This is a genomic window from Rhizobium sp. IY2, from assembly GCF_047532935.1.
GTDB classification, from domain to species: Bacteria; Pseudomonadota; Alphaproteobacteria; order Rhizobiales; family Rhizobiaceae; genus Rhizobium; species Rhizobium anhuiense.
Genome location: NZ_JBLKNU010000017.1, coordinates 38,177 through 60,392, shown reverse-complemented (window position 1 = coordinate 60,392; position 22,216 = coordinate 38,177). Strand labels below are relative to the sequence as shown.

The following is a 22,216-nucleotide window of genomic DNA, read 5'->3' as shown; positions in this document are numbered from 1 at the left end:
CTTCACAGCCTCAAGCTTGTACTCGCGGCTGAATATTCGTCTTTGCATTCATGCTCTCCGGTTTCAGGAGGAACACCTTAACTCGATGTCCATGAAACCGGCAGCAGGCCACTGCGCCGCAATACGTTCGAGGATCGTGAGATGCCGGACCTCAACGGTTACTACTGCGTGATGGCCAATGACATGGCGCGAGAACGGCGTGCCAAGCTGCGCAAACTTGCCCGGTTCTCGCAGCTGCGCCAATCGGTGATCGAGCGCATCATGCATGGCTGGTCGCCACAACAGATCGCTGGCCGATTGCAGCTTGAGCGCCATCCGATCTCCGTCAGCCATGAGACGATCTATAAGTTCGCCTATTCCTCGGACGGTCACGCGATCAAACTGTGGCGACACCTGCCGGAGCATCGTGCCAGACGCAGGCCGCGCCACGCCAGACGCCGCCATGGCAGGCGGTTCACCCCGGATGTCAACATTCTCTACCGGCCAGACGCCGTCGCCGAGCGCAAACAGTTCGGGCATTGGGAATGCGATCTCATCCAGTTTCGCAAGAAGTTCGGAAAGGCCAACGTGACGTCGCTGGTCGAACGGGTCAGCCGATTTGCCGTCTTGCTGCGCAACAATGACCGGCAATCGAGGCCGGTGATGGACGGCCTGATCCAGGTGCTGCAATCCCTGCCCCACCTCGCCCGCCGCTCGATCACCTTCGATCGTGGCACGGAGTTCACTGACTGGCCTTACCTGCAGGCCAGCATCGGAGCGCAGACATGGTTTTGCGATCCGCAATCCCCGTGGCAGAAGGGCACCGTCGAGAACACCAATAGACGGGCCAGGAAATGGCTTTCGAGAGAGGTCGATCCACTGTCTCTCAGCGACCGCGATCTGACCGAGATCTGCAACCGCCTGAACGCAACGCCACGCAAATGCCTCGGCTACAAAACACCGGCAGAAGTCTTCCGCCAGAAACTCCTCGCCCAAATCCGGCGCACCGGTTAGCCTCTATCAGCCTCCAAGTCGCGCTTCGCCATGAATTCACAGTAATGCAAATGGTGCAAAGTAGCTTCGGGCTTCAACGGATTTCGAACCTCCGGCTCGAGCAAGAGGGTGCTTCCTTGGATAGAATAGAGTTGATGATGCTTCCTCAAGCCAGACATGGAAGGCTTTGCCTGGATTGGTACGATTAATACGCCATTGAGCAGCGAAGGCGGACCAAGCTCGGTTACGTTCCAACCGGTTGAGACTAAGAGTTGCACGAGCTTCGGGTGCGTTTCGACGATCACCGAGGTTATGCCGGCAACAAGGCAAAATTCCATCACGCCGGTCATCAAGACATGTGACGCCGATACCCCATTTATTAGAATTTGACCTTCCGCGACAATACATCGGGTCCACTCGAATATCTCGGGCGAACGCGGCCATGCTTGCCCTTTCATGATCTGCGGATAAATATCCGATAAGAGATGAGGTTCAGTCGTCGGGAGCAATCGCGTATATCCCACGACAGTATCTTCGAAGAACAATGCAAGGTGCAGCGCACGGTCGTGATCGAACTGGTCGATTTCTAATCCGTCATTTCTACGAAGCGCCTCCCAGCCAAGCCTTTCCACGAATTGCTCGTGCCGAAAGCGCCAAATTTTCTCCATTGCTTGCCCGCGTGATTCGTGGCGACCGACGTAAAGTCTTATCATTCTGCCCCCCCAACATAGTGCAAGAATGCATTAGACTCCCGGTCGTTTAAATGAGTGAAATTACCTAGTTTTCACGCGTTCGCCGGCCAACGCCGTCGTCGATGGTCCTGCGAAGTGATAAGGAGTGCCTAAAGGTGACATGGCGAACGGACCGCGGTCCATAGTGTTGAGATTGGCTAAGGTTTGGGGTTCACGCGCGCCTTATCGGACAATCGTGATCAGACGTCATCGAAATTGCGGCCCTCACCCAGGAGGGCGTTACTTTACCGAAGGATTCCGTAACGAAAACTCTCCGCTATCATCTGCGCCGAATTGACGACATCGAGTTTGCGTTGAACATTGAGTATCTCATTTTGGATGGTTCTATGCGAGCGGCCTAGAATTGCCGCGATCTCCACCGCTGTCTTGCCCGCAGCGCACCACTGAATGATCTCTCGTTCACGCGCAGTTATTCTTAAAAGGCGCCTGTCTTGGGAGCTCACGTTTTTCGTTAACAGGCTGCGCACTGTGTTATGGGCGTAAATTGATATGATATGTAGCGCTCCTCTGGCAGCTCGCGACAGATCCACCTTCTCTGCCCCGAAAGTGATAATTGCTTGAAAGCCGTCGGCGGTATGCAGTGGCACACTGTAACCATCCTTCATTTTGAACTCTCGGGCCTCCATCATAATCCGGCGCGCATGACGGCCGAGCTCTTGACCCTGCAGTGCTTCCGACCACACAAAGGCACCGTCTTGCATTTTACTCAAATGGATCACGGGATCGGCATGGACGTAATTGCCCGTTGAATAACGTTCAAACCACTCGTAGGGCCATGCGTTCAACAAGAAATACGGATCGATGCGCTCCGTAGGCAAGGGTATGCCGGACATTGCAAAGCAACTAAAACCAAAGTGGCACGCTGTTCTGTTCAATGACTTCAGTATATCCTCACTGCTCTTCGCTAGTGCAGCGTCTGATATAAAGTCGAACATTACATTTGCCGTTGCCAACGCCTCGCTGTCCACTCTTCCCTCCAGGACATGCTACTCAAGGCAGCATTTTTCATGGTCGCTTCCGGTAGGAGCTAACTCTCCGAGTAGCCACTGTAGACGAAAAACCCAGCGAAGAGGAGCCTTGTCTGTATCTTTGGCAAAGTTGCCCAGACAACGAAACCAGGTCAACAGCTCCGCCTTTGCTTATGACAATGTACTTGCAAATGGCCCGGACCTGATGTCAGAGCTGGCTTGACCTGGTGCAAAGTAGCATCGGGCTTCAGCGGATTTCGAACCTCCGGCTCGAGCAAGAGGGTGTTTCCTTGGATAGAATAGAGTTGATGATGCTTCCTCAAGCCAGACATGGAAGGCTTTGCCTGGATTGGTACGATCTCGGGCGAACGCGGCCATGCTTGCCCTTTCATGATCTGCGGATAAACATCCGATAAGAGATGCGGTCGTGATCGAACTGGTCGATTTCTAATCCGTCATTTCTACAAAGCGCCTCCCAGCCAAGCCTTTCCACGAATTGCTCGTGCCGAAAGCGCCAAATTTTCTCCATTGCTTGCCCGCGTGATTCGTGGCGACCGACGTAAAATCTTATCATTCTGCCCCCCATCAAAGAATGCATTAGACCCCCGGTCGTTTAAATGAGTGAAATTACCTAGTTTTCACGCGTTCGCCGGCCAACGCCGTCGTCGATGGTCCTGCGAAGTGATAAGGAGTGCCTAAAGGTGTCGAGCAGAAGAACGGATCGGTCGTCCGGCGGGGATTGCCGGCTATCATCGCCACGAAGGCGTTGAAGCTGCGGCGACGCTCGCGGACCTATACCGTTCAATGCGTTTGTTCGTAAACTTCTTTCAACCGTCGTTCAAACTCCTGGAAAAGCGGCGTGATGGCACATTGGTCAAGAAAAGATACGCTTCTCCCGCGACACCGCATCAGCGGCTGATGACGGATCCAAGAACGTCGACCGAGGTTCGCAATCGCCTATTGCACATGAGCGAGCAACTCGACTCCGTAAAGCTTCTCCGCGGCATTCGTGCGGGACAACAGCGCCTCGTTGACATCGCTCACCAGGGCGCACCATCAACCGACGCTCCTGATATCGAGAGCTTTCTACAAAGCTTGCGTGTCGCTTGGACAGACGGGAAGGTTCGTCCGACGGCGAAAGCGAAGCCGAAACTCAAGGGTGAGCGGCGGCGACCCGACCCGCTCGTTAGCGTTACGGAAGATCTCCGTGCATGGTTCCAGGAGGAACCATGGAGAACCGGCCGGGATCGATGATCTTCGGAATCGACCCCAGCAGAACAACGGAGCTGCCCTAACGCGAAAGGAGCATTTTGGTGAGGCAATAGGCAGTTCATTCAGGAGCATTCTCCAATGAGGCTATACGAATCTCACCTTGTTTGCCGCTACGCACCGTGGGGCTTAAGCTGCGTGAACGGCTGGGCTTAAAGGGCGCCGCCCCGGCGGGCGTCTGTATGTTTTCTTACGAAGTTTTCGTTTCTTGTGCCCTCGGAGACCAATTATTTATGCTGTGACACTGCAGAAGGGCCGCCAATGGCAGCTGCCGATGTAAAGTGGGTTGGCGATTTGCAGTAATTTTATTCACACGGTGTAGCCTTCCTAGCCAGGTGGTATTCCTCGACGTCGTGTTGCGCGGCAATGTGCTGCAAAATGCAATCAACGACATCGGTATCGCGTGTATCCTCATTCTGAGGAACGACAAGCCAACCACGTTCGCAAGCCATCTCCTGCAAGACGTTCTGAATCTTTGTCTGATAGGCGCAGTAAGCGTCGCGCGGATCGCCGCGATAACCGTCCCAACGCCCCATCTCGGTCTCTTTGAAGACCGTGCGCCGGTGCCAAGATACATGCGGCTCTATCTCCAACAGGACGACTAGATCAGGCTCGGCAGCCCGATCGAAATAATCGAGAAGCTGGGCTCTGTCGATCTTCGCTCGGCAATGCGCTTTGGCGACCACTCTGAACTGCGAACCGTCCATAACGGTGATGAGATTGCCAAACCTGGGCTCTCTGCGAAGCATTTGGCCCACGGCAGAAAACCAGGATGCGAGCAAAAACAAATAAAAATGGGTTCCGAGCAGGTCAATCTTCGGTTCGCCCTGTTCAGGCCAAATGATTTCCTTTAGCAGGCGAAGCCGACTATCAGTGAAAGCGTCTCCGAATTCTATGTCGCTCTTATTCAAATAACGGGCCAGATACCCCCCATCACGCAGGTTATGAGCCAACTTTCGGGCAATATGAGTCTTGCCCGCTCCATCAATTCCTTCGATTGCTATAAGCATGCTCCACTACCTCCCGCAAATGGTCTGCGCTTATCGCAGTATTGCCGCCCGTTGATCGGCTCGGATTTTCGGATGTGTACTTCCGCGCCAGTTTATTGTGCGGCAATTGTCTGCACATCATGTAACTCCTCGGCCGCAGTTTCGCGAAGACATGCCGCGATGGAGGCCCCGACATAATGTCCGCTGACAAGGGCGGGGACGAGGCCGCGAAACCGGCCGACGACATCGCCGCAATACCAGATCCGCCCACTATGATTCTGCAAGGCGGCATCAACGGTCGGGAAGGCACCAACACCCTCGACTGATGGGAAAATGCAGACAGTCTCTGGCGTCGCCATGTCCGGAAACTGCGTGATGAGCATACGCGCGCTTTCGGCGAGGATCCTATAGAGTTCGGGATGTAATAGAGCGGCCACGTCGCCCCTGCTGAACTTCTGCCGCGGGAACCAGGGACGATCAGCCTTTCCGAATTCAAGCGCTTGGGATATGGAAGGGCGATCTAGGAATTCGGTGAGTGGCTGCCATGTCGCCGTCGTATCGCTCCCCAACCGCTGTTGCAAATCGGCCCAAATCTGTCGACCTCTGTCGAGATTATTCCCGCCGAAGCGCGCCAGTAAACCGAAATTGGAGTAGCCGGTCGGGGGTCCGTCCGACCGACCGGAAAGAGCAGCAGTGCCACCATAGGGGATCATCCAAACCTCCCCGTCGCGACAAGTGCAAAAGGTTCGCACTTCCGTACACGCCGCATCGAGAATGTATTTCACGTCTGGGCGTTTAACGGCGTTAAGGAACCCAACTCCGTTAGGATGTTCGATACGGATACCAAACTCGTATCGCAGGTCGGTCATGGCGATCGGCGCCGTCATCATGGACCGTAGTGCCTGCGGACCGAAGCGCCCAGTTGCGATCGCAAGATGGGTGAAAAACTCCTCTCTCAGATCGCCGTCCGCTCCACGACTTTGCACGAGGTAGCCTTGTGGCGAGGGAATGATCATTTCCACGCGCGTGTTGGCCAAGATGAGGTTGCTGAACTCATGCATCATGGCGGCTATCAGCGCGTTTCGCTGCGCCAACGAGCCGTAGGTCGACGGATAGTCCTTGCATATCATGGGCTGGCCCGTGCCGAGAAAGCTGGTTTCGGTGTCCGGATCAAAAGGGGGCGCCGGAATGCCCACCTCCGCCAGCTGGCGTTCGATTGCGCCATAGGCATCCTCAAGACGGCAACGGCCCTCTAGCGTGTAAAGATGTGTGCCGGATGGAAAAAAGCTGAACTTGCCGTCGGAGAAAAGGCCGGCACCACCAATTCCGCTTCCTAGATGGTCTGCCACGTCATGCTTACGTTCTGCAAGCGTACGGCCAGCCTCGAACAAGAGGAATTTAATACGCTGTTTGGCAAGAGCCTGGCCAACTGCCAGGCCGGCCGGCCCTCCACCGATTATTGCTACGCGTTCCACCGTTTGCTCCTCATATAAGGATCGCCTTGCCAGGCGGCGACCACCTTTGATCGCTAGCTGCAATAGCTTAGCCATGTTGTAATTGCCGTGTCGCAAGGCCGGCCGCGGGTCCCGCCTCAAGCGAGCTGAAGATCACTGATGACTGTACGCGATAACAGCTTAGGGACAATGTCTCCGAAGTCCGCTTCATCCGGCCGTCCTTGCTGATCTGGCATCAGAAGCGCCAACACCTTCAAGGGAACCGGCGCATCAAAGAGGCGACGAACCTGTTCAAGGACGTAGAAGATTGCAGCTGAAAAGCCGTACTTGCCGGCAACCGCAAGCAACTCGGGCCAGTCGATGTCCTCGGCATGAAGGCGCAACAGCGCGTCGATGTCGCCCAGCATCTGCAATTTCAGGGTGCCATGTTGGTAGGCTTCAAAATAGATGCGGGCAGCGCTGAACCACAGAACGCTAGTCAGCGACTGACAATGCACTTCTCGACCGAGCAACCTGCGGGGACCGGCGCCGCGCCAGACGTCTACCTCCTCCATGCCAGCTCCAAGACTGAAGTGGATGTCGACGAACACCGGCATCCGCACCGAGCCATCGTCTTGGACGAAGGATTTGATCTGCCGCGTTCGCCATTCTGGCGCGATTAGGGTCGTATCGAACTTCGGCCGAATCTCCTCGACCATAGTGACTGAATGTAGCGCGTACTTATGCTCGAGCGTCTGGTGTGTGATCTTGCGGAACATGTGTGTGAAGACACCATCCGCCGGATTGAATACTCCGTGCTGATAACCCAATCGGTAAAGCTCTTTCTGCACTCGCCAGACATCTGCTTTGCGCACCATAATGTCCAAATCCTGCATCGGGCGCAGTGCCGGGTCGGAATATAGCAGAGCTGCCAATAGAGGACCCTTGAACAAATAGTGTTCCAGATCGCACGCACGAAAATGTCCTAGAAGTTCACCAAGGCGACGGAATTGTACCTCGCTCCGCGCCTTCGACAACTGCGACCACATATGTATGTAGTGGACGACCCATTCTGGTGTCCGGGGAAGCAAGGCTAGTCTATTGAGGTGGAAACCGCACAACGGCAATGTCTGATAGCTCTCGGCACGCCAAAGGACGAATGACCAATCCAGATCCGAATCGACAATCCGCTGCAGGCGCACGTCATCGGAGGGCGTCAGGTCCGGTCTACAAGTCAGTAGGAGAAAAGTCTCCTCTCGGGACAGCTGAACCATTGTTGCTCTCCTTCTATCCTCTTAATTTTTCGAGACGACCGTTTTTGTTTTAGCGACATCGGCGGCTTCATTCACGGCAACCGGCGTCTCGTGCCCGCGCCCGTTCGATCCAGCTGGCGATAGCAGAGCCTGATAACGTTCGAGTTGGCGATCGAATTCTCCTAAATCCTTGTCAAAGCCCTGTGCAAAGATGTCGGAGAGTGTGGACTCGCTCTTCTGTCCCCCCTCGACAGCGGCCTGAGAGCTCATCCGGACGGCATGGGATGCAAGCAGGCTATAGGGAAACATCATGGGCAAGCAGGCAGTGCCAGAAGCTTCGGGTTCGATGTTTGCCCCAATATCTTGCATAATCAGAACAGCCAGCTTCCCCGCCAACGTGATGACGAACTTGCCGTCGTTCTCTTCTACCGAATATCCAAAAAGCAACGAGTCGCTCATCTTAGTTATTCCTCCCTAGACCGAAATGCAGCCAAAAGACCGTTGCCTCGGGCTGCGCAGAAACAATTGCCGCGGAATGCACTCGCGAGAATACATTCCGCGCCGGAGGGACACACCTAGACGGCGCGATGGATCGCGTAAGACCTGCGCCGGACACTCTGCCCGCGCTTCCAAAGGGACACCTCGTGCCGGGAAAGGGCCAAAGCACTGCGGCCGGCATTCAGCAGGCTCCAATACTTCTTCTTGTTGCCTGCCGCCCTGTGCTGTTTCGCCAATGCGAAGCAGTTCTTGGCTAGACGTAGGTGTTTTCCAGCTGGCGAAGTCCAAAAACCGCGGCTAGGTTTTGTCGACGATGTTGCTGCACGCGATGCTTGAAGAAAGGGATTTCTTGCATAAGCCATTTCCATTCTCCTCTTTTGAAGTCATGCGTCCCGCTATACGCAATCTGTAGTTGCCGATAGCCGATCATTCTTTTGGGTGTAGTGGTCGTATAAAGGCACCCTTTTCGTATGTTGTGATAACCACTGTGAGCTAAAAAAGGATTCACTTAAATAGGTACTATTACTTAGCTTTGCCGACGTGCTGAGCAACAACTCACGGCCGCTGATGTCATTTGACGGTTTTCCCGAGCCACTCTCGGAGACGCAGTGCACGCGCGCCTGGGCGAAACTGTTCAGCAGCGCCTGCACGCTGAGCTTGCCGCCGTGCATGTTCGGAAAGAGGGCCGCTGCGCCTCGTTTCCTGGGCTTCTTGAGCCAGCAACGAAGGGCTTGCTGTGCGTCCTTTGTGAGTGGCGTACCTAGCTCTTTGCGGCCTCTTCCGATGTATTGCACCTATCCACCGCGGCCGAACATTACCGCGTCTCGGTCGAGATCGATGACCTCGGAGAGCCCCGCCACCCCGTTCGCGCGGCCAGCAGTAGAAGAGTGTGATCGCCGCGTTCCAGCCATGTGCTTCGATCCGTACAGTCCAGAATCGCTTCAATCTCGGGCCTGGTGAGAAACTGAAGCCTCCGCTTGTCACATCGCTCGGTAAGCTCCCGGTGGGGCCGCCTTGCGAGGTTGATGCGAATATCGGAAGTCTGTAATGGGCGTACTGCGCGCTATTCCCAATACGACTACAATCTCGCGGGAGCTGGTCCCGCTTCCGGCAAGTCGCAGCATTTATCGTAATGTCTCATGCTCAGTCTTCTCTTTGCCGGCTCAAAATGTCCTCGATCATCACGAGGTATCGATGCCAAACGTTGCTGACCCAGGAGGTAATCTTCAGTGCCGAAAACTGGCCGGTCTTTGATTGGAACGGTGGCCGGGTTCACGTCTGAAATCCGCAACAAGGCCGCTCAATTAAGTAATTTTACTCATTTACTAGCGCCACGAACCCAGGTTCAAGTGAGACGCATTATTAAACCTACGATGGAACGATCCTTTCGATCGTCACATCGCTACCGGGAGCGTAAAATGGCAGACGATTATCTCAAATACGGCGATAGATTGCGCATCATCAACGCATACGGAGGAGTCGGGCTTGGCGGCTACCTCGGTGTTGGCGGGGAATCAAAGGTACCCAGTGCCGTGGATAATGTCGGAACATATGCAAGCCTATCAGGACAAGAACTTGCTACGCAATGGACAATAATGGCGGCGCCGGGCTCCTCTAAAACCCCTGGACAAAACGTTTGCAGCGGTGATCAGATTCGCCTTCAAAATTACCAAGATGAAAGTTATTTGGCATTATTCAGCAGCAATCCGCCGGGTGATAGCGGTTATCCCGTGGCAACCACCACCACTTTGAATGATGATACGATTGCGGCCGCTTGGTACGTCCTCATTAGTAGCCAAAATAAACGCAATGATCCAAATCTGAGCGACACAAACGACATATATTTGGTAGCTACCTTTGGTACGCTGGCAGGCGCTTTGGATACCAACGGCGTAGGTGCAGGCGGCTTCAAATACAGCGTCACGGGTGCGCGTCTGCTCAATCGTGACGGCGGAAGCGGCTCTTGGCAGGTAGTGAAAATCAGAAACTGAGCTTCAAATTCATCCATCCAGCGTTGTACCGTTACTGGCCTCGTGTCAAGTTAAGGCGCGAGGTCCCTCAAGCGGCCTACAGATGGGCAAGCTCTCTCCATACGGTAGCTCGCCTTAGCTTGGGTCGAGCATAGGATGCCATGCGGCGGTCGAGAGTGTGATTTCCTGCCACGTATTTATGGCGGCGTTTCGCAGTTTGCGATGTTCAGCAGTGCTCGTTCGGTTGCGGCCAAGATTAAGTGATGAGGAACTGCTGGCGTGCGGGACTGATTTGAACCGACTCATATGGTGTTCCCCGCGGTCGGGCTGTTGGCGCGCGACCTCGCAGCGATTGTGAAATTTCGGCTCTGTCCAACTGCACGTCGGAATTCTACCTTCGATCTCCGTGCTAAAGAGAGCCGTCTAGAAGGCAAACAGCGAATTCGCTGCCGCTGCATGGCTTGCGACACCGATCGATCAAGCATCACCAGCGTCAGCTTGTCGGTCTTGCGCATTAACTCCACCTACAGGTTGATAAATACATGAGATCCAAGGCGTTAAGCCAAAGTCTTCGTTACCCACGCGCTTGAAAGTGCCTGATCCCCTACCCTGACAACGGCGATGATACACTTCCATTGCGTTTCCTATGTTATTTGATTTTCTCGAAGAAATTCACTCCCGTGGCCATCGGCTCCGAGGTGAGGAACTAATCGAGCCACCTAAAATGTTGGAATTGTCTAGCAAGACGAGGAACTTATCCGGCTGCTTGAGCGATTGGTAAGCGAACATGGCCAGTTAAAGATTTTGCGACTCGCCAACTGAGAATCGTGTGACCGAACATGCGCAGTTGTTTGATTAATACGTACAGTATTATACGTTTACTTAGTCATCCGCAGAAAGCTAAAATACAAAAACTTACGCTCGAGCGATAACCCCAAAATATCAAAAAATATATTATCCTTATATATTGATCTGTGGCGAGCCGCCGTCTAGATCTGCTCAACACGCGGCACGGGGGCCTACCCCGGTCAGCGAAGGGAGGCTTAGATGAACCGACGTGACAACATGCACACATACAAAGCCAGAATTGACAGGCCAGAGATGAAGGTCAGCCTTGTAGCTGGAGAACGTGACCGCGACCTCTTGCGCATGGCATTGAACTCAACTGCGAGAGAAAGTGATAAAAGCCAACCGCGGCTGTAATACAGGCCGGCGAATCTCGCTCGGGCCAAAACTCGTGCCGGTATAGGGAGGCCAAAATATTTTCAGCCTTGAATTCGGAACGACGCCCGATATCAACGAATAAGATCCTGTAGAGTCCTTAAAGGACATCGACAGAGGAAAACTATCAAATGCGGTGTTGCAAGAACGCGCCTCCACGTCGCGGGGTCGATTTAAATTTTGACATTGAACCAGAACCTGCAAAGGCCGATATTGCCTACGATGCTATTCGGCGATTGCTGCACAGTTACGGCCGTGTGCCGGACCAACATCTCAGGGAACAGGATCTGGCGTCTAAGCTCGATATTGGTCGAACCCCAGTACGCGAAGCACTTCAGCGGCTGGCGGCGGAAGGGAAGATCCAATACATCCCTCAGAGAGGTTTTTTCACGAGACCGATGTCAGAAAATACACTGTTGGATTTTTATGTTGTTGGACGCGAGACCCTCATTTCGGCCTTAAATCGGATGCGGCCGCAGGCGCCAGAGAGCTGGAGCGTGTCGGACAAATTGTCCCCTGACGAACTCGCCTTAAGGACAGAAGCGATATTCGCAAAAATCGCCGAGGAAGCGGCCAATTGTGAGGCTTGCAAAATCGTCCACCGATTTTGTTTTTGTACTCACCCTTTACGAATGGAAATAACCGCGTCGGATCTTCGGCCCGCGTTTGTCAAAAGCCTCGGAAGACTAAGTGCCGCAATGTCTGAATCAGGCGTGGCAACGGACCGGGCGCAGTCCGCGTTGATGAACCACCTTGATCTAGAACAGGGTGCCGTCTCAAGGGTCGTACACGAGGTGAACGAACGTGGATTAACAGGGTTTTCTCGGCCGGCGTGAATCTTGTGATATCGCATAACTGAAGCCCTAAGGCTCGAATTCACTCGACGCCGCTCTGCGTTCGAAAGACCTCGCAATGAACGAACCGGCGGAGAGAAAAGCTCACCTCTGCAATGCTCGCAGAATAAGAGCGTTAGATCCTGCGACAGTTCGAGATCATCTTGGCGGGGCCTTCACTGCTTGTGTGGTCCCAATCTTTTTCCCGCTCAATGCACGGCTCCGCGCAGCCGTCGACGAGGACCCTATTCGCCTCACAAATAAGCTGCAGCCACAGAGCCGATGCGGGTTTTCCGCGGCCGCGTGTCTTCACCAGATCGGCCATCATCTCTCGCCGGCTGAAGGCGAACATGATCACAGCACCGCCCTGACGTTGAAGGTCACGCCCCACCTGCTCTCCGCCTAAACAAAGTCAGAGATGGGCCGCGCATCGCTCCATTGGCGACGGCTCGACGTCGTACTTCACGCATGTCCTCTCGCCGGCCTACACCCCCTGACATGCAGAGATTGCGCAAGCGAGAAAAGCATCTGGGTCGCTCGGCTGCGGCGTGCAGTTCCTCCGAAAAGTGCTGATCTGCATCTTCGTGTTTGTCGTTTCAGCGTAGCTATCAGACTGGCGTCCAAGCCCTTTCACGAATGAAGCAACCCCGCACATAGTGGGAAAACGCTGGCCTAGTTTGACTTGGATCAAGATGCCAGCACCGTCTTCATGACAGTCCTGGCGCAAGTACCAAAAAGCCGGCCGGAAAGCGGCCGTCTGTGCACTGAGGACGATATCATGAATTACACAACGGAAACGATGGTGATTACGGTCGCGGCGTTTCTGGCGCTGCTAGGAGCTGCATTCGCACATGACCACCTCTTTGCAGTCCACATGGGTATTCTCTGCTTCTGCCTGCTCGCGGGTGCTGCCCTGCTGGTCAGGAACGTTGATTTTTCGCCGGCAGGCCAACGGCGGAAAGTCGATATATCAGGCTATTTCGACGAGGTGATCCGGTATGGCCTGATCGCCACGGTATTCTGGGGCGTGGTCGGCTTCCTGGTTGGCGTGGTCATCGCGCTGCAACTGGCCTATCCCGACCTCAACATCGCCCCTTATCTCAATTTCGGAAGGCTGCGGCCCGTTCACACATCGGCGGTCATCTTCGCCTTCGGCGGCAACGCGCTGATCATGACGTCGTTCTACGTGGTGCAACGCACCTGTCGCGCACGTCTTTTCGGCGGCAGCCTGGCCTGGTTCGTATTCTGGGGTTACCAGCTTTTCATCGTGATGGCTGCGACCGGATATGTTCTCGGAATCACCCAGGCCCGTGAATATGCCGAACCCGAGTGGTACGTCGACCTCTGGCTGACCATCGTCTGGGTCGCCTATCTCGCCGTGTATCTTGGAACGATCCTGAAGCGCAAAGAGCCGCACATCTACGTGGCAAACTGGTTCTATCTGAGCTTCATCGTCACCATCGCGATGCTGCACGTGGTCAACAACCTGGCGGTTCCAACCTCGTTCCTTGGCTCCAAGAGCTATTCTGTCTTCTCGGGCGTCCAGGACGCGCTGACCCAATGGTGGTACGGCCACAACGCCGTCGGCTTCTTTCTCACCGCCGGCTTCCTGGGCATGATGTACTACTTCGTGCCGAAGCAGGCCAACCGACCGGTTTATTCATACCGGCTCTCGATCATCCACTTCTGGGCGCTGATCTTCATGTACATCTGGGCCGGCCCGCATCATCTGCACTACACGGCATTGCCCGATTGGGCCCAGACGCTCGGCATGGTTTTCTCGATCATGCTCTGGATGCCCTCCTGGGGCGGAATGATCAACGGTCTCATGACCCTTTCAGGCGCCTGGGACAAGATCCGCACCGATCCGATCATCCGTATGATGATCGTCGCGATCGCCTTTTACGGGATGTCGACCTTCGAAGGCCCGATGATGTCGGTGAAAACCGTCAATTCGCTCAGCCACTATACCGAATGGACGATCGGTCACGTGCATTCCGGCGCTCTCGGCTGGGTGGGAATGATCACCTTCGGGGCGATCTACTACCTGACGCCGAAGCTATGGGGACGCGAGCGTCTCTACAGCCTGCGGATGGTCAACTGGCACTTCTGGCTCGCAACCCTCGGGATCGTCGTCTACGCCGCCGTGCTTTGGGTTGCCGGCATCCAGCAGGGGCTCATGTGGCGCGAGTACAATTCCCAGGGCTTCCTCGTCTATTCCTTCGCGGAGACGGTCGCGGCGATGTTCCCCTACTACGTGCTGCGCGCGGTCGGCGGAACGCTTTACCTGGCGGGTGGTCTCGTCATGGCCTGGAACGTGTTCATGACGATCCGCGGCCACCTGCGCGACGAAGCTGCAATCCCAACCACTTTCGTGCCCCAACCACAGCCTGCCGAATGAGGTGAGACATGGCATCGATACTAGATAAACATCAGATCCTCGAGAAGAACGCGACGCTTCTTCTCGTCGGCTCGCTGCTCGTCGTGAGCATCGGCGGCATCGTCGAAATCGCACCGCTGTTCTACCTGCAGAACACGATTGAAAAGGTGGAAGGCATGCGGCCGTATACGCCGCTCGAGCTGGCCGGACGAAACATCTACATCCGCGAAGGCTGCTACCTCTGCCACAGCCAGATGATCAGACCGTTCCGCGACGAGGTGGAACGCTACGGCCATTACTCGCTCGCGGCCGAGTCCATGTACGATCATCCTTTCCAATGGGGATCCAAACGAACCGGGCCGGATCTGGCCCGTGTCGGCGGACGCTATTCCAACGAATGGCATGTCCAGCATCTCGCCGATCCCCGGGCAGTGGTGCCGGAGTCGATCATGCCGAGTTACGCCTTCCTCAAAGAGCAGAGGGTCACGGTCAAAGACGTGGGAATGGACCTGAAGGCCAACGAGGACGTGGGCGTACCTTATAACGACGACATGCTGGCGAATGCGGAAGCCGACATGAAGGCCCAAGCCGATCCGAACGCAGATACGACGGCCCTGCTTGCCCGCTATCCGAAGGCGAAGACCGGCGATTTCGACGGCGATCCCGCTGCGCTGACCGAAATGGATGCCTTAGTGGCCTACCTGCAGATGCTCGGAACGTTGGTCGATTTCTCGACCTACGACGATGCGACCGGCTACCGGTGAGGTGATCCATGGAAACCTACACTGCAATGAGACACTTCGCCGACAGCTGGGGCCTCCTGGCAATGGCGGCATTCTTCGTCGGCGCGGTTGTGTTCACCCTTCGCCCAGGCAGCAAGCAAACGGCGAAAGAGGCCGCCGATATTCCCTTGAAGGATGATTGAGATGTCGGAAAAGCATATCGATGAATTTAGCGGCGTCGAAACGACCGGACATGAATGGGACGGCATCCGCGAACTCAACAATCCGATGCCCCGCTGGTGGGTGTGGACCTTCTACGCCACCATTGTCTGGGCTTTGGGCTATGCGATCGCATATCCCGCCATCCCGATGATGACCGACGCCACGAAGGGCATGCTGGGCTATTCCAGCCGCGCCGAGCTGCAGCAGAACCTGGATCAGGCCAAGGCATCGCAGACGACGCTTCATGATCTGATCGCCGCCAAGACGGTGCACGAGATCGATTCCGATTCTGCCCTTCGCGAATTCGCGGTCGCCGGCGGCGCATCTGCATTCAAGGTGAACTGCGCGCCGTGCCATGGCTCGGGAGCAAGCGGCGGTCCGGGATTTCCGAACCTCAACGACGACGATTGGCTGTGGGGCGGAGACCTGGATGCCATCCAGGCGACGATCGCGCATGGGATTCGCTTCGACGGGGATACGGACACTCATGCTTCCGAAATGCCGCCCTTTGCCGATGTTCTGGATCCCCTCCAGACAAGGCAGGTCGCGGCTTACGTCTGGGGACTGACCAATACACCGTCGGACCCCGGTCTCGCAGAGGCCGGAAAACAGGTCTTCGTCGATAACTGTGCCGCATGTCACGGCGACGACGCCAAAGGAAAAGCCGAAATGGGCGCGCCGGATCTCGCCGATGCGATCTGGCTGAAGGCACACGGCGAGGACGCGATCATCCGTCAGGTGGCCGCTCCCAAGCATGGCGTCATGCCTGCCTGGGCAGGGCGTCTCGGCGATACGACGGTCAAGGAACTTACCATTTTCGTGCATTCGCTTGGCGGCGGGACGTGAGGAGAAAAGCCATGGCAGCTCACGGCCACAACCCGATCCTCGATCTCTATGGCACGCCGCGGGCCACCATACGATCGCGTGTGTCGGCGCGCAAGGCCACGCCGCCGCCTTCCGATCAGCACGACCCGGCAAAGATCGGCAATTCGATCGTAAGTTTGACCTGGGTCAAGGACCACAAGCAGACTCGCCGTTAGTCCCTAGCCTCGTCGAGGATGTCCCAATCGTGCCTTTCCTCGGCAGCTCCTGCGGGCCGCGCCCTCTGTCCAGGGCGTGGCCTGTTCCTTTTCGGGAAGATCACTTTCCCACGAGATTGCATTTGGGCATTTCTTGATCTGCATCAAGGAACGGATGCGGCGCAGATGGGACAAGAGCGGGTGAAATCGGATAGGTCCCATGAACCTCTACACTGCACCAGATCCCGATAACATCGAGCGGCTCAATGTCGAGCCGGTCAATGCCCGTCGCAACCGGCAGCCTCTCTACGCACCTCGGAAGAAGGTTTTTCCCAAGCGTGCAGAGGGACGATTCCGTCGGTTCAAGTGGATCGTCATGCTGATTACGCTCGGCATCTACTATCTCGCGCCATGGATTCGCTGGGATCGCGGTCCTTACGCGCCTGACCAGGCAATCCTCATCGACCTTTCCTCACGGCGCTTCTTCTTTTTCTTCATCGAAATCTGGCCTCAGGAATTTTATTATGTAGCGGGTCTCCTCGTCATGGCGGGGTTTGGCCTGTTTCTCGTCACTTCCGCGGTTGGCCGCGCATGGTGCGGCTACGCTTGTCCGCAAACCGTCTGGGTTGATCTTTTTCTCGTCGTCGAACGTGCGATCGAAGGCGATCGAAACGCGCGAATGAAGCTTGACGCTGGTCCCATGAGCTTTGCCAAGCTGAGGAAGCGTGTCGTCAAACACTCGATCTGGTTGCTGATCGGCGTCGTCACGGGCGGAGCGTGGATCTTTTATTTTGCCGACGCGCCGAGCCTGCTTGTTTCGCTGTTCACCGGCCGCGCTCCTGCAGCCGCCTACACCACCGTCGCCATCCTTACTGCGACGACCTATGTGCTCGGCGGTCTCATGCGAGAGCAGGTGTGCACCTATATGTGCCCGTGGCCACGCATCCAGGGTGCGATGCTCGACGAAAATTCTCTCGTCGTCACCTACAATGACTGGCGGGGCGAGCAGCGGTCGCGTCACGCCAAGAAGGCTTTAGTTAATGGCCTATCGGTCGGGGATTGCGTGGATTGCAATGCCTGCGTGGCGGTGTGTCCGATGGGAATCGACATTCGCGACGGACAGCAGATGGAGTGCATCACATGCGCGCTCTGCATCGACGCCTGCGACGGTGTCATGGACAAGCTCGCCTCGCGGCCTGATCGCCTACGCCACGCTGAGCGAATACTCGGGCAACATGTCGCTTGCCACGGACGAAGGACGAACGGCCGTCCAGCCATCCAGGGTTCGAAACGAGGATGGGACCTTCATTCCGGCGATCCGGCACTTCAACTGGCGTATCATCTTTCGTCCGAGAACCGTGTTTTACTCAGTCGCCTGGGCGTCGGTCGGCGTGGCCATGCTCGTCCATCTCACCTTTCGGGAGCGCCTTGAACTCAACGTCGTTCACGACCGAAACCCCCAATATGTTCTGGAAAGCGACGGCTCGCTGCGGAATGGCTACACGCTTCGTGTTCTGAACATGGTGCCGACGCCGAGGGATGTGAACATAAGTCTGGTCGGGCTGGAGGGGGCGACGATGCGCATTCCCGAGTTCGGCAAGGAAGACGCTCGCAGCTTTACAGTCCATGCCGAACCCGACGCGGCCACGACGCTCAAGGTCTTCGTTACGCGCAAGCCTACCGGAGCGGCGATCAATGAATTTCTGTTCGTTATCGAAGATACCGATCATGCCGATCGGGCAACCTACCGCGCGGCGTTCAATGCACCGGGAGACATCAAATGAAGACCTCCGCTCAAGGTTTTACGGGCCTGCACATGCTGCTTGCGACCTCGGCATTCTTTGGCGTGGTGATCGCGGTGAACGTCACCATGGCCTTCTATGCCTCCTCCAGCTGGAGCGGTCTGGTCGTGGAAAACACCTATGTCGCCAGTCAGGAGTTCAACCGCAAAGCCGCGGCGATGAAGGCAATGGCCGCTTCCGGCATCGTGGGCAACCTCTCCATAAAGGGGCACGAGATCCGCTACGATATTCGCGACAAGAGCGGATCGCCTGCGATCGTCGACGACGTCGTTCTGAATTTCAAACGGCCCGTCGGAGACCACGAGGACTTCCACCTTACGCTCAGGAAGGCAGCCGCAGGGCGTTTCGAAGCGGAGCATGACCTAGCCGAAGGTGACTGGATCGTCGAGGCCATCTCGCGAAACGGCGGCGTGGTCGTCATGCATGAGGCAAAACGCATCGATACCGCGGAGTTAGGCCAATGACCTGCTGTACCATGGACGCGGAAAGCGTACTTGCCCTCAGCACGACATCATTCAGTGCCGAAGAGGTCCGCCTTGCCAGCCAGCCGCTCGGCGAAGGATTGCGCCAGCTGGACCTGAGCGTTTCCGACGTGCACTGCGGCGGCTGCATTTCGACCATCGAACGGGCGTTATTGACGCTTCCCTTCGTCAAGACAGCGCGAGTCAATCTCACGGCGCGAAGGGTGAGCTGCGTCTACCAGGAGGAGATCGAGACGGGCGCAACCGATCCATCCAAGATCCTCGCAGCGATCAACGCGGCCGGATATCGCGCACATCTCTTCACCCCCTCCGCTCCCGAGAACGACAAGACCAGAAATCAGCTTCTCCTCGCGATCGGCGTTTCCGGTTTTGCGGCTGCCAACATCATGTTGCTCTCGGTATCGGTCTGGTCGGGCGCAGATGCCGCGACGCGCGATATGTTTCATTGGATCTCGGCGATGATAGCAGCGCCCGCGCTGGTTTATGCGGGGCGCTTCTTCTTCAAATCGGCCTGGAATGCGCTGCGGCACGGGCGCACCAACATGGACGTTCCGATCTCACTCGCCGTGACGCTCTCCTATGCCGTTTCATTGTGGGAGACCGTCCATCACGGCGAGCATGCGTGGTTCGACGCTTCGGTCTCGCTGCTCTTCTTCCTGCTGATCGGCAGAACTCTCGATCATGTCATGCGGGAAAAGGCTCGGGCGGCGATCAACGGGCTCGCAAGACTGGCCCCGCGCGGAGCATTGCTGATCAATCCGGACGGGTCGCGACGCTACATTGCGGTAGAAGAGATCGCGGCGGGGGATGAAATCTCGATAGCCGCAGGCGAACGGGTTCCCGTCGATGGCATAGTCGTCAGCGGAGAAAGCGACCTGGACCTCTCCATCGTCACCGGCGAGAGCAGCCCCGTCGCCGTCGCCAGCAACAGCGAAGTGAGTTCCGGGGCGATGAATCTGACCGGCTCGCTCGTGTTGCGGGCGACGAGAATTGCCAAGAATTCACTTCTCTCGGAGATCATCGGCCTCATGGAAGCCGCCGAGGGCGGAAGAGCTCGCTATCGCAGGATCGCCGATCGCGCTGCGACACTCTATTCCCCGGTCGTGCATCTGCTGGCGCTGGTCTCCTTCCTTGCCTGGGGCCTCCTGGGCGGAGACTGGAAACAGGCCATGCTGGTCGCCGTAGCGGTGCTGATCATTACCTGCCCGTGCGCATTGGGTCTTGCCGTGCCCGTGGTCCAGGTCGTCGCCGCGGGGGAGCTTTTCCGCAAGGGCATCATGGTGAAGGACGGTTCGGCACTCGAAAGACTGGCCGAGACCGACACTGTGGCCTTTGACAAAACGGGCACCTTGACGATGGGCAGGCCGCGCCTTGTCAGAGTGGACGCCATGGAAGAGAACAGCACGGCAATCGCCCGCGGATTGGCCGTGCATTCACGGCATCCTCTTTCTCAGGCTCTGGTGCGGGGCACCGAAACCGCCCCCATGTCCTTCGACAGCGTCACGGAAATCCCCGGCGGGGGACTGGAAGCCAGGAAGGGCGCTGACGTCTATCGATTGGGCAACACGGCGTTTGCCTGCGGAACCAGCTTCGTGCCCCGCACCGCCGATAGTCCGTTCTCGGAAGTGGTCTTGTCGCAGAACGGCGTCGATCTTGCCCACTTCTTCTTCGATGACACGCTTCGCCCGGGCGCTCGCGAGGCCATCGGCCAGATCGACGCAGCCGGCCTTGAAACGCTGATCGTGTCCGGCGACCGTCAGATCGTCGTCGACAATACGGCGCATGCTCTGGGCATCGGGAGGGCTTTGGGCTCTCTGACGCCGAAACGGAAGGTCGATGAATGCCAGAGGCTGAACGGCGAAGGGCGTCGCGTGCTCATGGTTGGCGACGGGATCAACGACGCTCCTGCCCTTGCTGCGGCCCATGTCTCGATGGCGCCGGCCACGGCCTCCGATATCGGCAGACAGGCCGCCGACCTCGTTTTCTTCAACGATCGCCTCGACGCTGTGCCGGAAGCGATCGCCATTGCGCGAAGCTCCGCCAACCTCATCCGGCAGAACTTCGCTCTCGCCATCGGTTACAACGTCCTGGCGGTGCCGATTGCCATCGCCGGATTGGCGACGCCGCTAATAGCGGCGGTGGCAATGTCGACATCTTCGATCATCGTCGTGACCAACGCCCTGCGCCTGAACGCCTTTGGCAAGCGTCCGGATACGCGCATTCGAGGGCGGATCGGCAGGAGTGCGGAGGTCAAAGCCGCATGAACATGTTGATCTATCTCATACCGATCGCGCTGCTGATGGGAGGAATAGGACTCCTGGCATTCCTTTGGTCGCTGAAGAGCGGCCAGTATGACGACCTTCAAGGCGCCGCCTGGCGAATTCTCGCCGAGGACGAAACCGATCGAAGAAAACCCTAACCGCAACCGGGTCCAAACACGAAAGGAAGATGGATGCTTGCGAAAAATTCAGTCCTTCTGCAGTCCGACCTGTTCGCTGGTTTGGATCCGGCGACCGTGGAGCAATTCACCGCAACGGCTGAGGTTCGCACCTTCGCTGCTGACGAGAAGATCATAAGCGAGGGCCAGCAGGCATCATTCGTCTACTGCGTCACGAACGGGTTTGTCCGACTTTCAAAATCGGAATCCGCCGGGCGCGAGGCTGATATCTGCGTGTGCGAGCCGGGCGACACGTTTGGCGAATATCTTCTCTCAGGCGGCGGCTCCTATGCCTATAGCGCGTGGTCGGCCGACGGGGCCGAGGTCGCGCTGTTCGAGCTCGCGCAATTGCAGGCGTTCGCCGACCAACATCCGGTCGTACACCGGAACGTCATGCGCATCATGGTCAGGCACCTGCTCGGCGCGATGGATTGTATTGCGGGAGACCGGTTGCTCACAGCCGCGCAACGGGTGGCAAACTACCTTATGAGCCGCTGCCCCGCCTCGGCGACCCCCTCGCGGGTCACGTTCCGGCTTCCTTACCGGAAGCGAATCTTGGCCGGCAAACTGGGCCTGGCGCCGGAAGCCCTTTCCCGCGCATTTGCGGCGCTCGCGGCGTCGGGCGTCGAAGTCAGAGGCAAGGTCGTTCTGGTCGATAGCGTCGACCTGCTTCGCAAGGCGTGCTAACCTTCACTAACCGGTACAACAGATCCGAGATGAGGCTCAAGCAGAAGCGCTTCATGATAATTGGAAGGCTGCTTGATTTCGATCAATCCCGCCTCCGACACATCTCAGTGATCAACAATAGATCCAGCGGCCGATCACATTACCGCCCTCACAAAATGATGCGGGCATTGGGTCTGTGAAGGCTGCCGACTTTGATCGTCACGCAATCCGTTCATTCGGCTCCCTGGAGACGGCTCTGTTTGTTTGTCACGATCGATTTCTCGCGCAGCTTTCACCGCTAACCGGTCGTCCTGAAACTGGTTTCGTA

18 protein-coding genes and 3 pseudogenes are annotated in these 22,216 nt (G+C 56.7%); 14 read left to right on the top strand and 7 right to left on the bottom strand.

Annotation, left to right across the window (positions count from 1 at the left end):
- Window positions 1–105: 105 nt before the first annotated feature.
- A pseudogene (locus ACMUVN_RS31415) lies at window positions 106–993 on the top strand (IS30 family transposase); the annotation flags it as partial.
- Here ACMUVN_RS31415 and ACMUVN_RS31410 read toward each other — a convergent pair.
- The 3 genes from ACMUVN_RS31410 to ACMUVN_RS31400 form a co-directional block, all read right to left on the bottom strand.
- Entirely contained in the window at window positions 990–1,685 is a 696-nt protein-coding gene (locus tag ACMUVN_RS31410) for an acyl-homoserine-lactone synthase (protein WP_245489776.1), read from the bottom strand. The pseudogene ACMUVN_RS31415 and the gene ACMUVN_RS31410 overlap by 4 nt on opposite strands.
- 263 nt (window positions 1,686–1,948) lie before the next feature.
- Window positions 1,949–2,692 carry a helix-turn-helix transcriptional regulator gene (locus tag ACMUVN_RS31405; RefSeq protein ID WP_017968911.1) on the bottom strand — a complete coding sequence of 248 codons (744 nt, stop codon included), beginning with the start codon at window positions 2,690–2,692 and terminating at the stop codon, window positions 1,949–1,951.
- 388 nt (window positions 2,693–3,080) lie between these two features.
- On the bottom strand, window positions 3,081–3,221 hold the full coding sequence (locus ACMUVN_RS31400) for an acyl-homoserine-lactone synthase (protein WP_414815963.1): 141 nt from the start codon (window positions 3,219–3,221) through the stop codon (window positions 3,081–3,083).
- Between the two features lie 174 nt (window positions 3,222–3,395).
- Here ACMUVN_RS31400 and ACMUVN_RS31395 point away from each other — a divergent pair.
- Window positions 3,396–3,940: pseudogene (locus tag ACMUVN_RS31395) on the top strand (transposase); the annotation flags it as partial.
- 326 nt (window positions 3,941–4,266) lie between these two features.
- Here ACMUVN_RS31395 and ACMUVN_RS31390 read toward each other — a convergent pair.
- The 4 genes from ACMUVN_RS31390 to ACMUVN_RS31375 form a co-directional block, all read right to left on the bottom strand.
- Complete coding sequence (locus ACMUVN_RS31390; RefSeq protein WP_017968908.1) at window positions 4,267–4,971, bottom strand: hypothetical protein; 705 nt, start codon at window positions 4,969–4,971, stop codon at window positions 4,267–4,269.
- A gap of 92 nt (window positions 4,972–5,063) precedes the next feature.
- Window positions 5,064–6,425: an NAD(P)-binding protein gene (locus ACMUVN_RS31385; protein ID WP_130654386.1), complete on the bottom strand. Its 1,362-nt coding sequence runs from the start codon at window positions 6,423–6,425 to the stop codon at window positions 5,064–5,066.
- Between the two features lie 116 nt (window positions 6,426–6,541).
- Window positions 6,542–7,657 carry a nucleotidyltransferase family protein gene (locus ACMUVN_RS31380; RefSeq protein ID WP_017968906.1) on the bottom strand — a complete coding sequence of 372 codons (1,116 nt, stop codon included), beginning with the start codon at window positions 7,655–7,657 and terminating at the stop codon, window positions 6,542–6,544.
- Window positions 7,658–7,678: 21 nt separating this feature from the next.
- Window positions 7,679–8,095: a hypothetical protein gene (locus tag ACMUVN_RS31375; RefSeq protein ID WP_017968905.1), complete on the bottom strand. Its 417-nt coding sequence runs from the start codon at window positions 8,093–8,095 to the stop codon at window positions 7,679–7,681.
- A gap of 1,457 nt (window positions 8,096–9,552) precedes the next feature.
- Here ACMUVN_RS31375 and ACMUVN_RS31370 point away from each other — a divergent pair.
- The 12 genes and pseudogenes from ACMUVN_RS31370 (at window position 9,553) to ACMUVN_RS31315 (ending at window position 21,909) form a co-directional block, all read left to right on the top strand.
- On the top strand, window positions 9,553–10,125 hold the full coding sequence (locus tag ACMUVN_RS31370; RefSeq protein ID WP_080635755.1) for a hypothetical protein: 573 nt from the start codon (window positions 9,553–9,555) through the stop codon (window positions 10,123–10,125).
- Window positions 10,126–11,456: 1,331 nt separating this feature from the next.
- Window positions 11,457–12,161: a GntR family transcriptional regulator gene (locus ACMUVN_RS31365; RefSeq protein ID WP_130654423.1), complete on the top strand. Its 705-nt coding sequence runs from the start codon at window positions 11,457–11,459 to the stop codon at window positions 12,159–12,161.
- 775 nt (window positions 12,162–12,936) lie between these two features.
- Window positions 12,937–14,559, top strand: a complete 1,623-nt coding sequence (gene ccoN / locus ACMUVN_RS31360) for a cytochrome-c oxidase, cbb3-type subunit I (protein WP_130729026.1) — start codon at window positions 12,937–12,939, stop codon at window positions 14,557–14,559.
- Window positions 14,560–14,567: 8 nt separating this feature from the next.
- A complete protein-coding gene (ccoO, locus tag ACMUVN_RS31355) occupies window positions 14,568–15,302 on the top strand; it encodes a cytochrome-c oxidase, cbb3-type subunit II (RefSeq protein ID WP_414815961.1) in 735 nt (244 codons plus the stop codon).
- An 8-nt stretch (window positions 15,303–15,310) separates the two neighbouring features.
- Window positions 15,311–15,463, top strand: coding sequence for a CcoQ/FixQ family Cbb3-type cytochrome c oxidase assembly chaperone (locus ACMUVN_RS31350; RefSeq protein ID WP_003568501.1), 153 nt, complete (start codon window positions 15,311–15,313; stop codon window positions 15,461–15,463).
- Window position 15,464: 1 nt separating this feature from the next.
- On the top strand, window positions 15,465–16,328 hold the full coding sequence (gene ccoP / locus ACMUVN_RS31345) for a cytochrome-c oxidase, cbb3-type subunit III (protein WP_130729025.1): 864 nt from the start codon (window positions 15,465–15,467) through the stop codon (window positions 16,326–16,328).
- A gap of 11 nt (window positions 16,329–16,339) precedes the next feature.
- Entirely contained in the window at window positions 16,340–16,522 is a 183-nt protein-coding gene (locus ACMUVN_RS31340; RefSeq protein WP_130729024.1) for a hypothetical protein, read from the top strand.
- Window positions 16,523–16,721: 199 nt separating this feature from the next.
- Window positions 16,722–18,285, top strand: a pseudogene (gene ccoG, locus ACMUVN_RS31335) (cytochrome c oxidase accessory protein CcoG).
- On the top strand, window positions 18,282–18,767 hold the full coding sequence (locus ACMUVN_RS31330; RefSeq protein WP_130729022.1) for a FixH family protein: 486 nt from the start codon (window positions 18,282–18,284) through the stop codon (window positions 18,765–18,767). The pseudogene ccoG and the gene ACMUVN_RS31330 overlap by 4 nt, the downstream one beginning before the upstream one ends.
- Window positions 18,764–21,049: a cation-translocating P-type ATPase gene (locus tag ACMUVN_RS31325; RefSeq protein WP_414815960.1), complete on the top strand. Its 2,286-nt coding sequence runs from the start codon at window positions 18,764–18,766 to the stop codon at window positions 21,047–21,049. The genes ACMUVN_RS31330 and ACMUVN_RS31325 overlap by 4 nt, the downstream gene beginning before the upstream one ends.
- Complete coding sequence (ccoS, locus tag ACMUVN_RS31320) at window positions 21,046–21,204, top strand: cbb3-type cytochrome oxidase assembly protein CcoS (protein ID WP_414815959.1); 159 nt, start codon at window positions 21,046–21,048, stop codon at window positions 21,202–21,204. The genes ACMUVN_RS31325 and ccoS overlap by 4 nt, the downstream gene beginning before the upstream one ends.
- Window positions 21,205–21,237: 33 nt before the next feature.
- Window positions 21,238–21,909, top strand: a complete 672-nt coding sequence (locus tag ACMUVN_RS31315) for a Crp/Fnr family transcriptional regulator (RefSeq protein ID WP_414815958.1) — start codon at window positions 21,238–21,240, stop codon at window positions 21,907–21,909.
- Window positions 21,910–22,216 lie beyond the last annotated feature (307 nt).

Bases quoted from the DNA above. Each gene is read 5' to 3' on its own strand.
- ACMUVN_RS31410 (WP_245489776.1), bottom strand. From the start codon at position 1,685: ATGATAAGACTTTACGTCGGTCGCCACGAATCACGCGGGCAAGCAATG.
- ACMUVN_RS31400 (WP_414815963.1), bottom strand. From the start codon at position 3,221: ATGGAGAAAATTTGGCGCTTTCGGCACGAGCAATTCGTGGAAAGGCTT.
- ACMUVN_RS31390 (WP_017968908.1), bottom strand. From the start codon at position 4,971: ATGCTTATAGCAATCGAAGGAATTGATGGAGCGGGCAAGACTCATATT.
- ACMUVN_RS31380 (WP_017968906.1), bottom strand. From the start codon at position 7,657: ATGGTTCAGCTGTCCCGAGAGGAGACTTTTCTCCTACTGACTTGTAGA.
- ACMUVN_RS31375 (WP_017968905.1), bottom strand. From the start codon at position 8,095: ATGAGCGACTCGTTGCTTTTTGGATATTCGGTAGAAGAGAACGACGGC.
- ACMUVN_RS31370 (WP_080635755.1), top strand. From the start codon at position 9,553: ATGGCAGACGATTATCTCAAATACGGCGATAGATTGCGCATCATCAAC.
- ACMUVN_RS31365 (WP_130654423.1), top strand. From the start codon at position 11,457: ATGCGGTGTTGCAAGAACGCGCCTCCACGTCGCGGGGTCGATTTAAAT.
- ccoN (WP_130729026.1), top strand. From the start codon at position 12,937: ATGAATTACACAACGGAAACGATGGTGATTACGGTCGCGGCGTTTCTG.
- ccoO (WP_414815961.1), top strand. From the start codon at position 14,568: ATGGCATCGATACTAGATAAACATCAGATCCTCGAGAAGAACGCGACG.
- ACMUVN_RS31350 (WP_003568501.1), top strand. From the start codon at position 15,311: ATGGAAACCTACACTGCAATGAGACACTTCGCCGACAGCTGGGGCCTC.
- ccoP (WP_130729025.1), top strand. From the start codon at position 15,465: ATGTCGGAAAAGCATATCGATGAATTTAGCGGCGTCGAAACGACCGGA.
- ACMUVN_RS31340 (WP_130729024.1), top strand. From the start codon at position 16,340: ATGGCAGCTCACGGCCACAACCCGATCCTCGATCTCTATGGCACGCCG.
- ACMUVN_RS31330 (WP_130729022.1), top strand. From the start codon at position 18,282: ATGAAGACCTCCGCTCAAGGTTTTACGGGCCTGCACATGCTGCTTGCG.
- ACMUVN_RS31325 (WP_414815960.1), top strand. From the start codon at position 18,764: ATGACCTGCTGTACCATGGACGCGGAAAGCGTACTTGCCCTCAGCACG.
- ccoS (WP_414815959.1), top strand. From the start codon at position 21,046: ATGAACATGTTGATCTATCTCATACCGATCGCGCTGCTGATGGGAGGA.
- ACMUVN_RS31315 (WP_414815958.1), top strand. From the start codon at position 21,238: ATGCTTGCGAAAAATTCAGTCCTTCTGCAGTCCGACCTGTTCGCTGGT.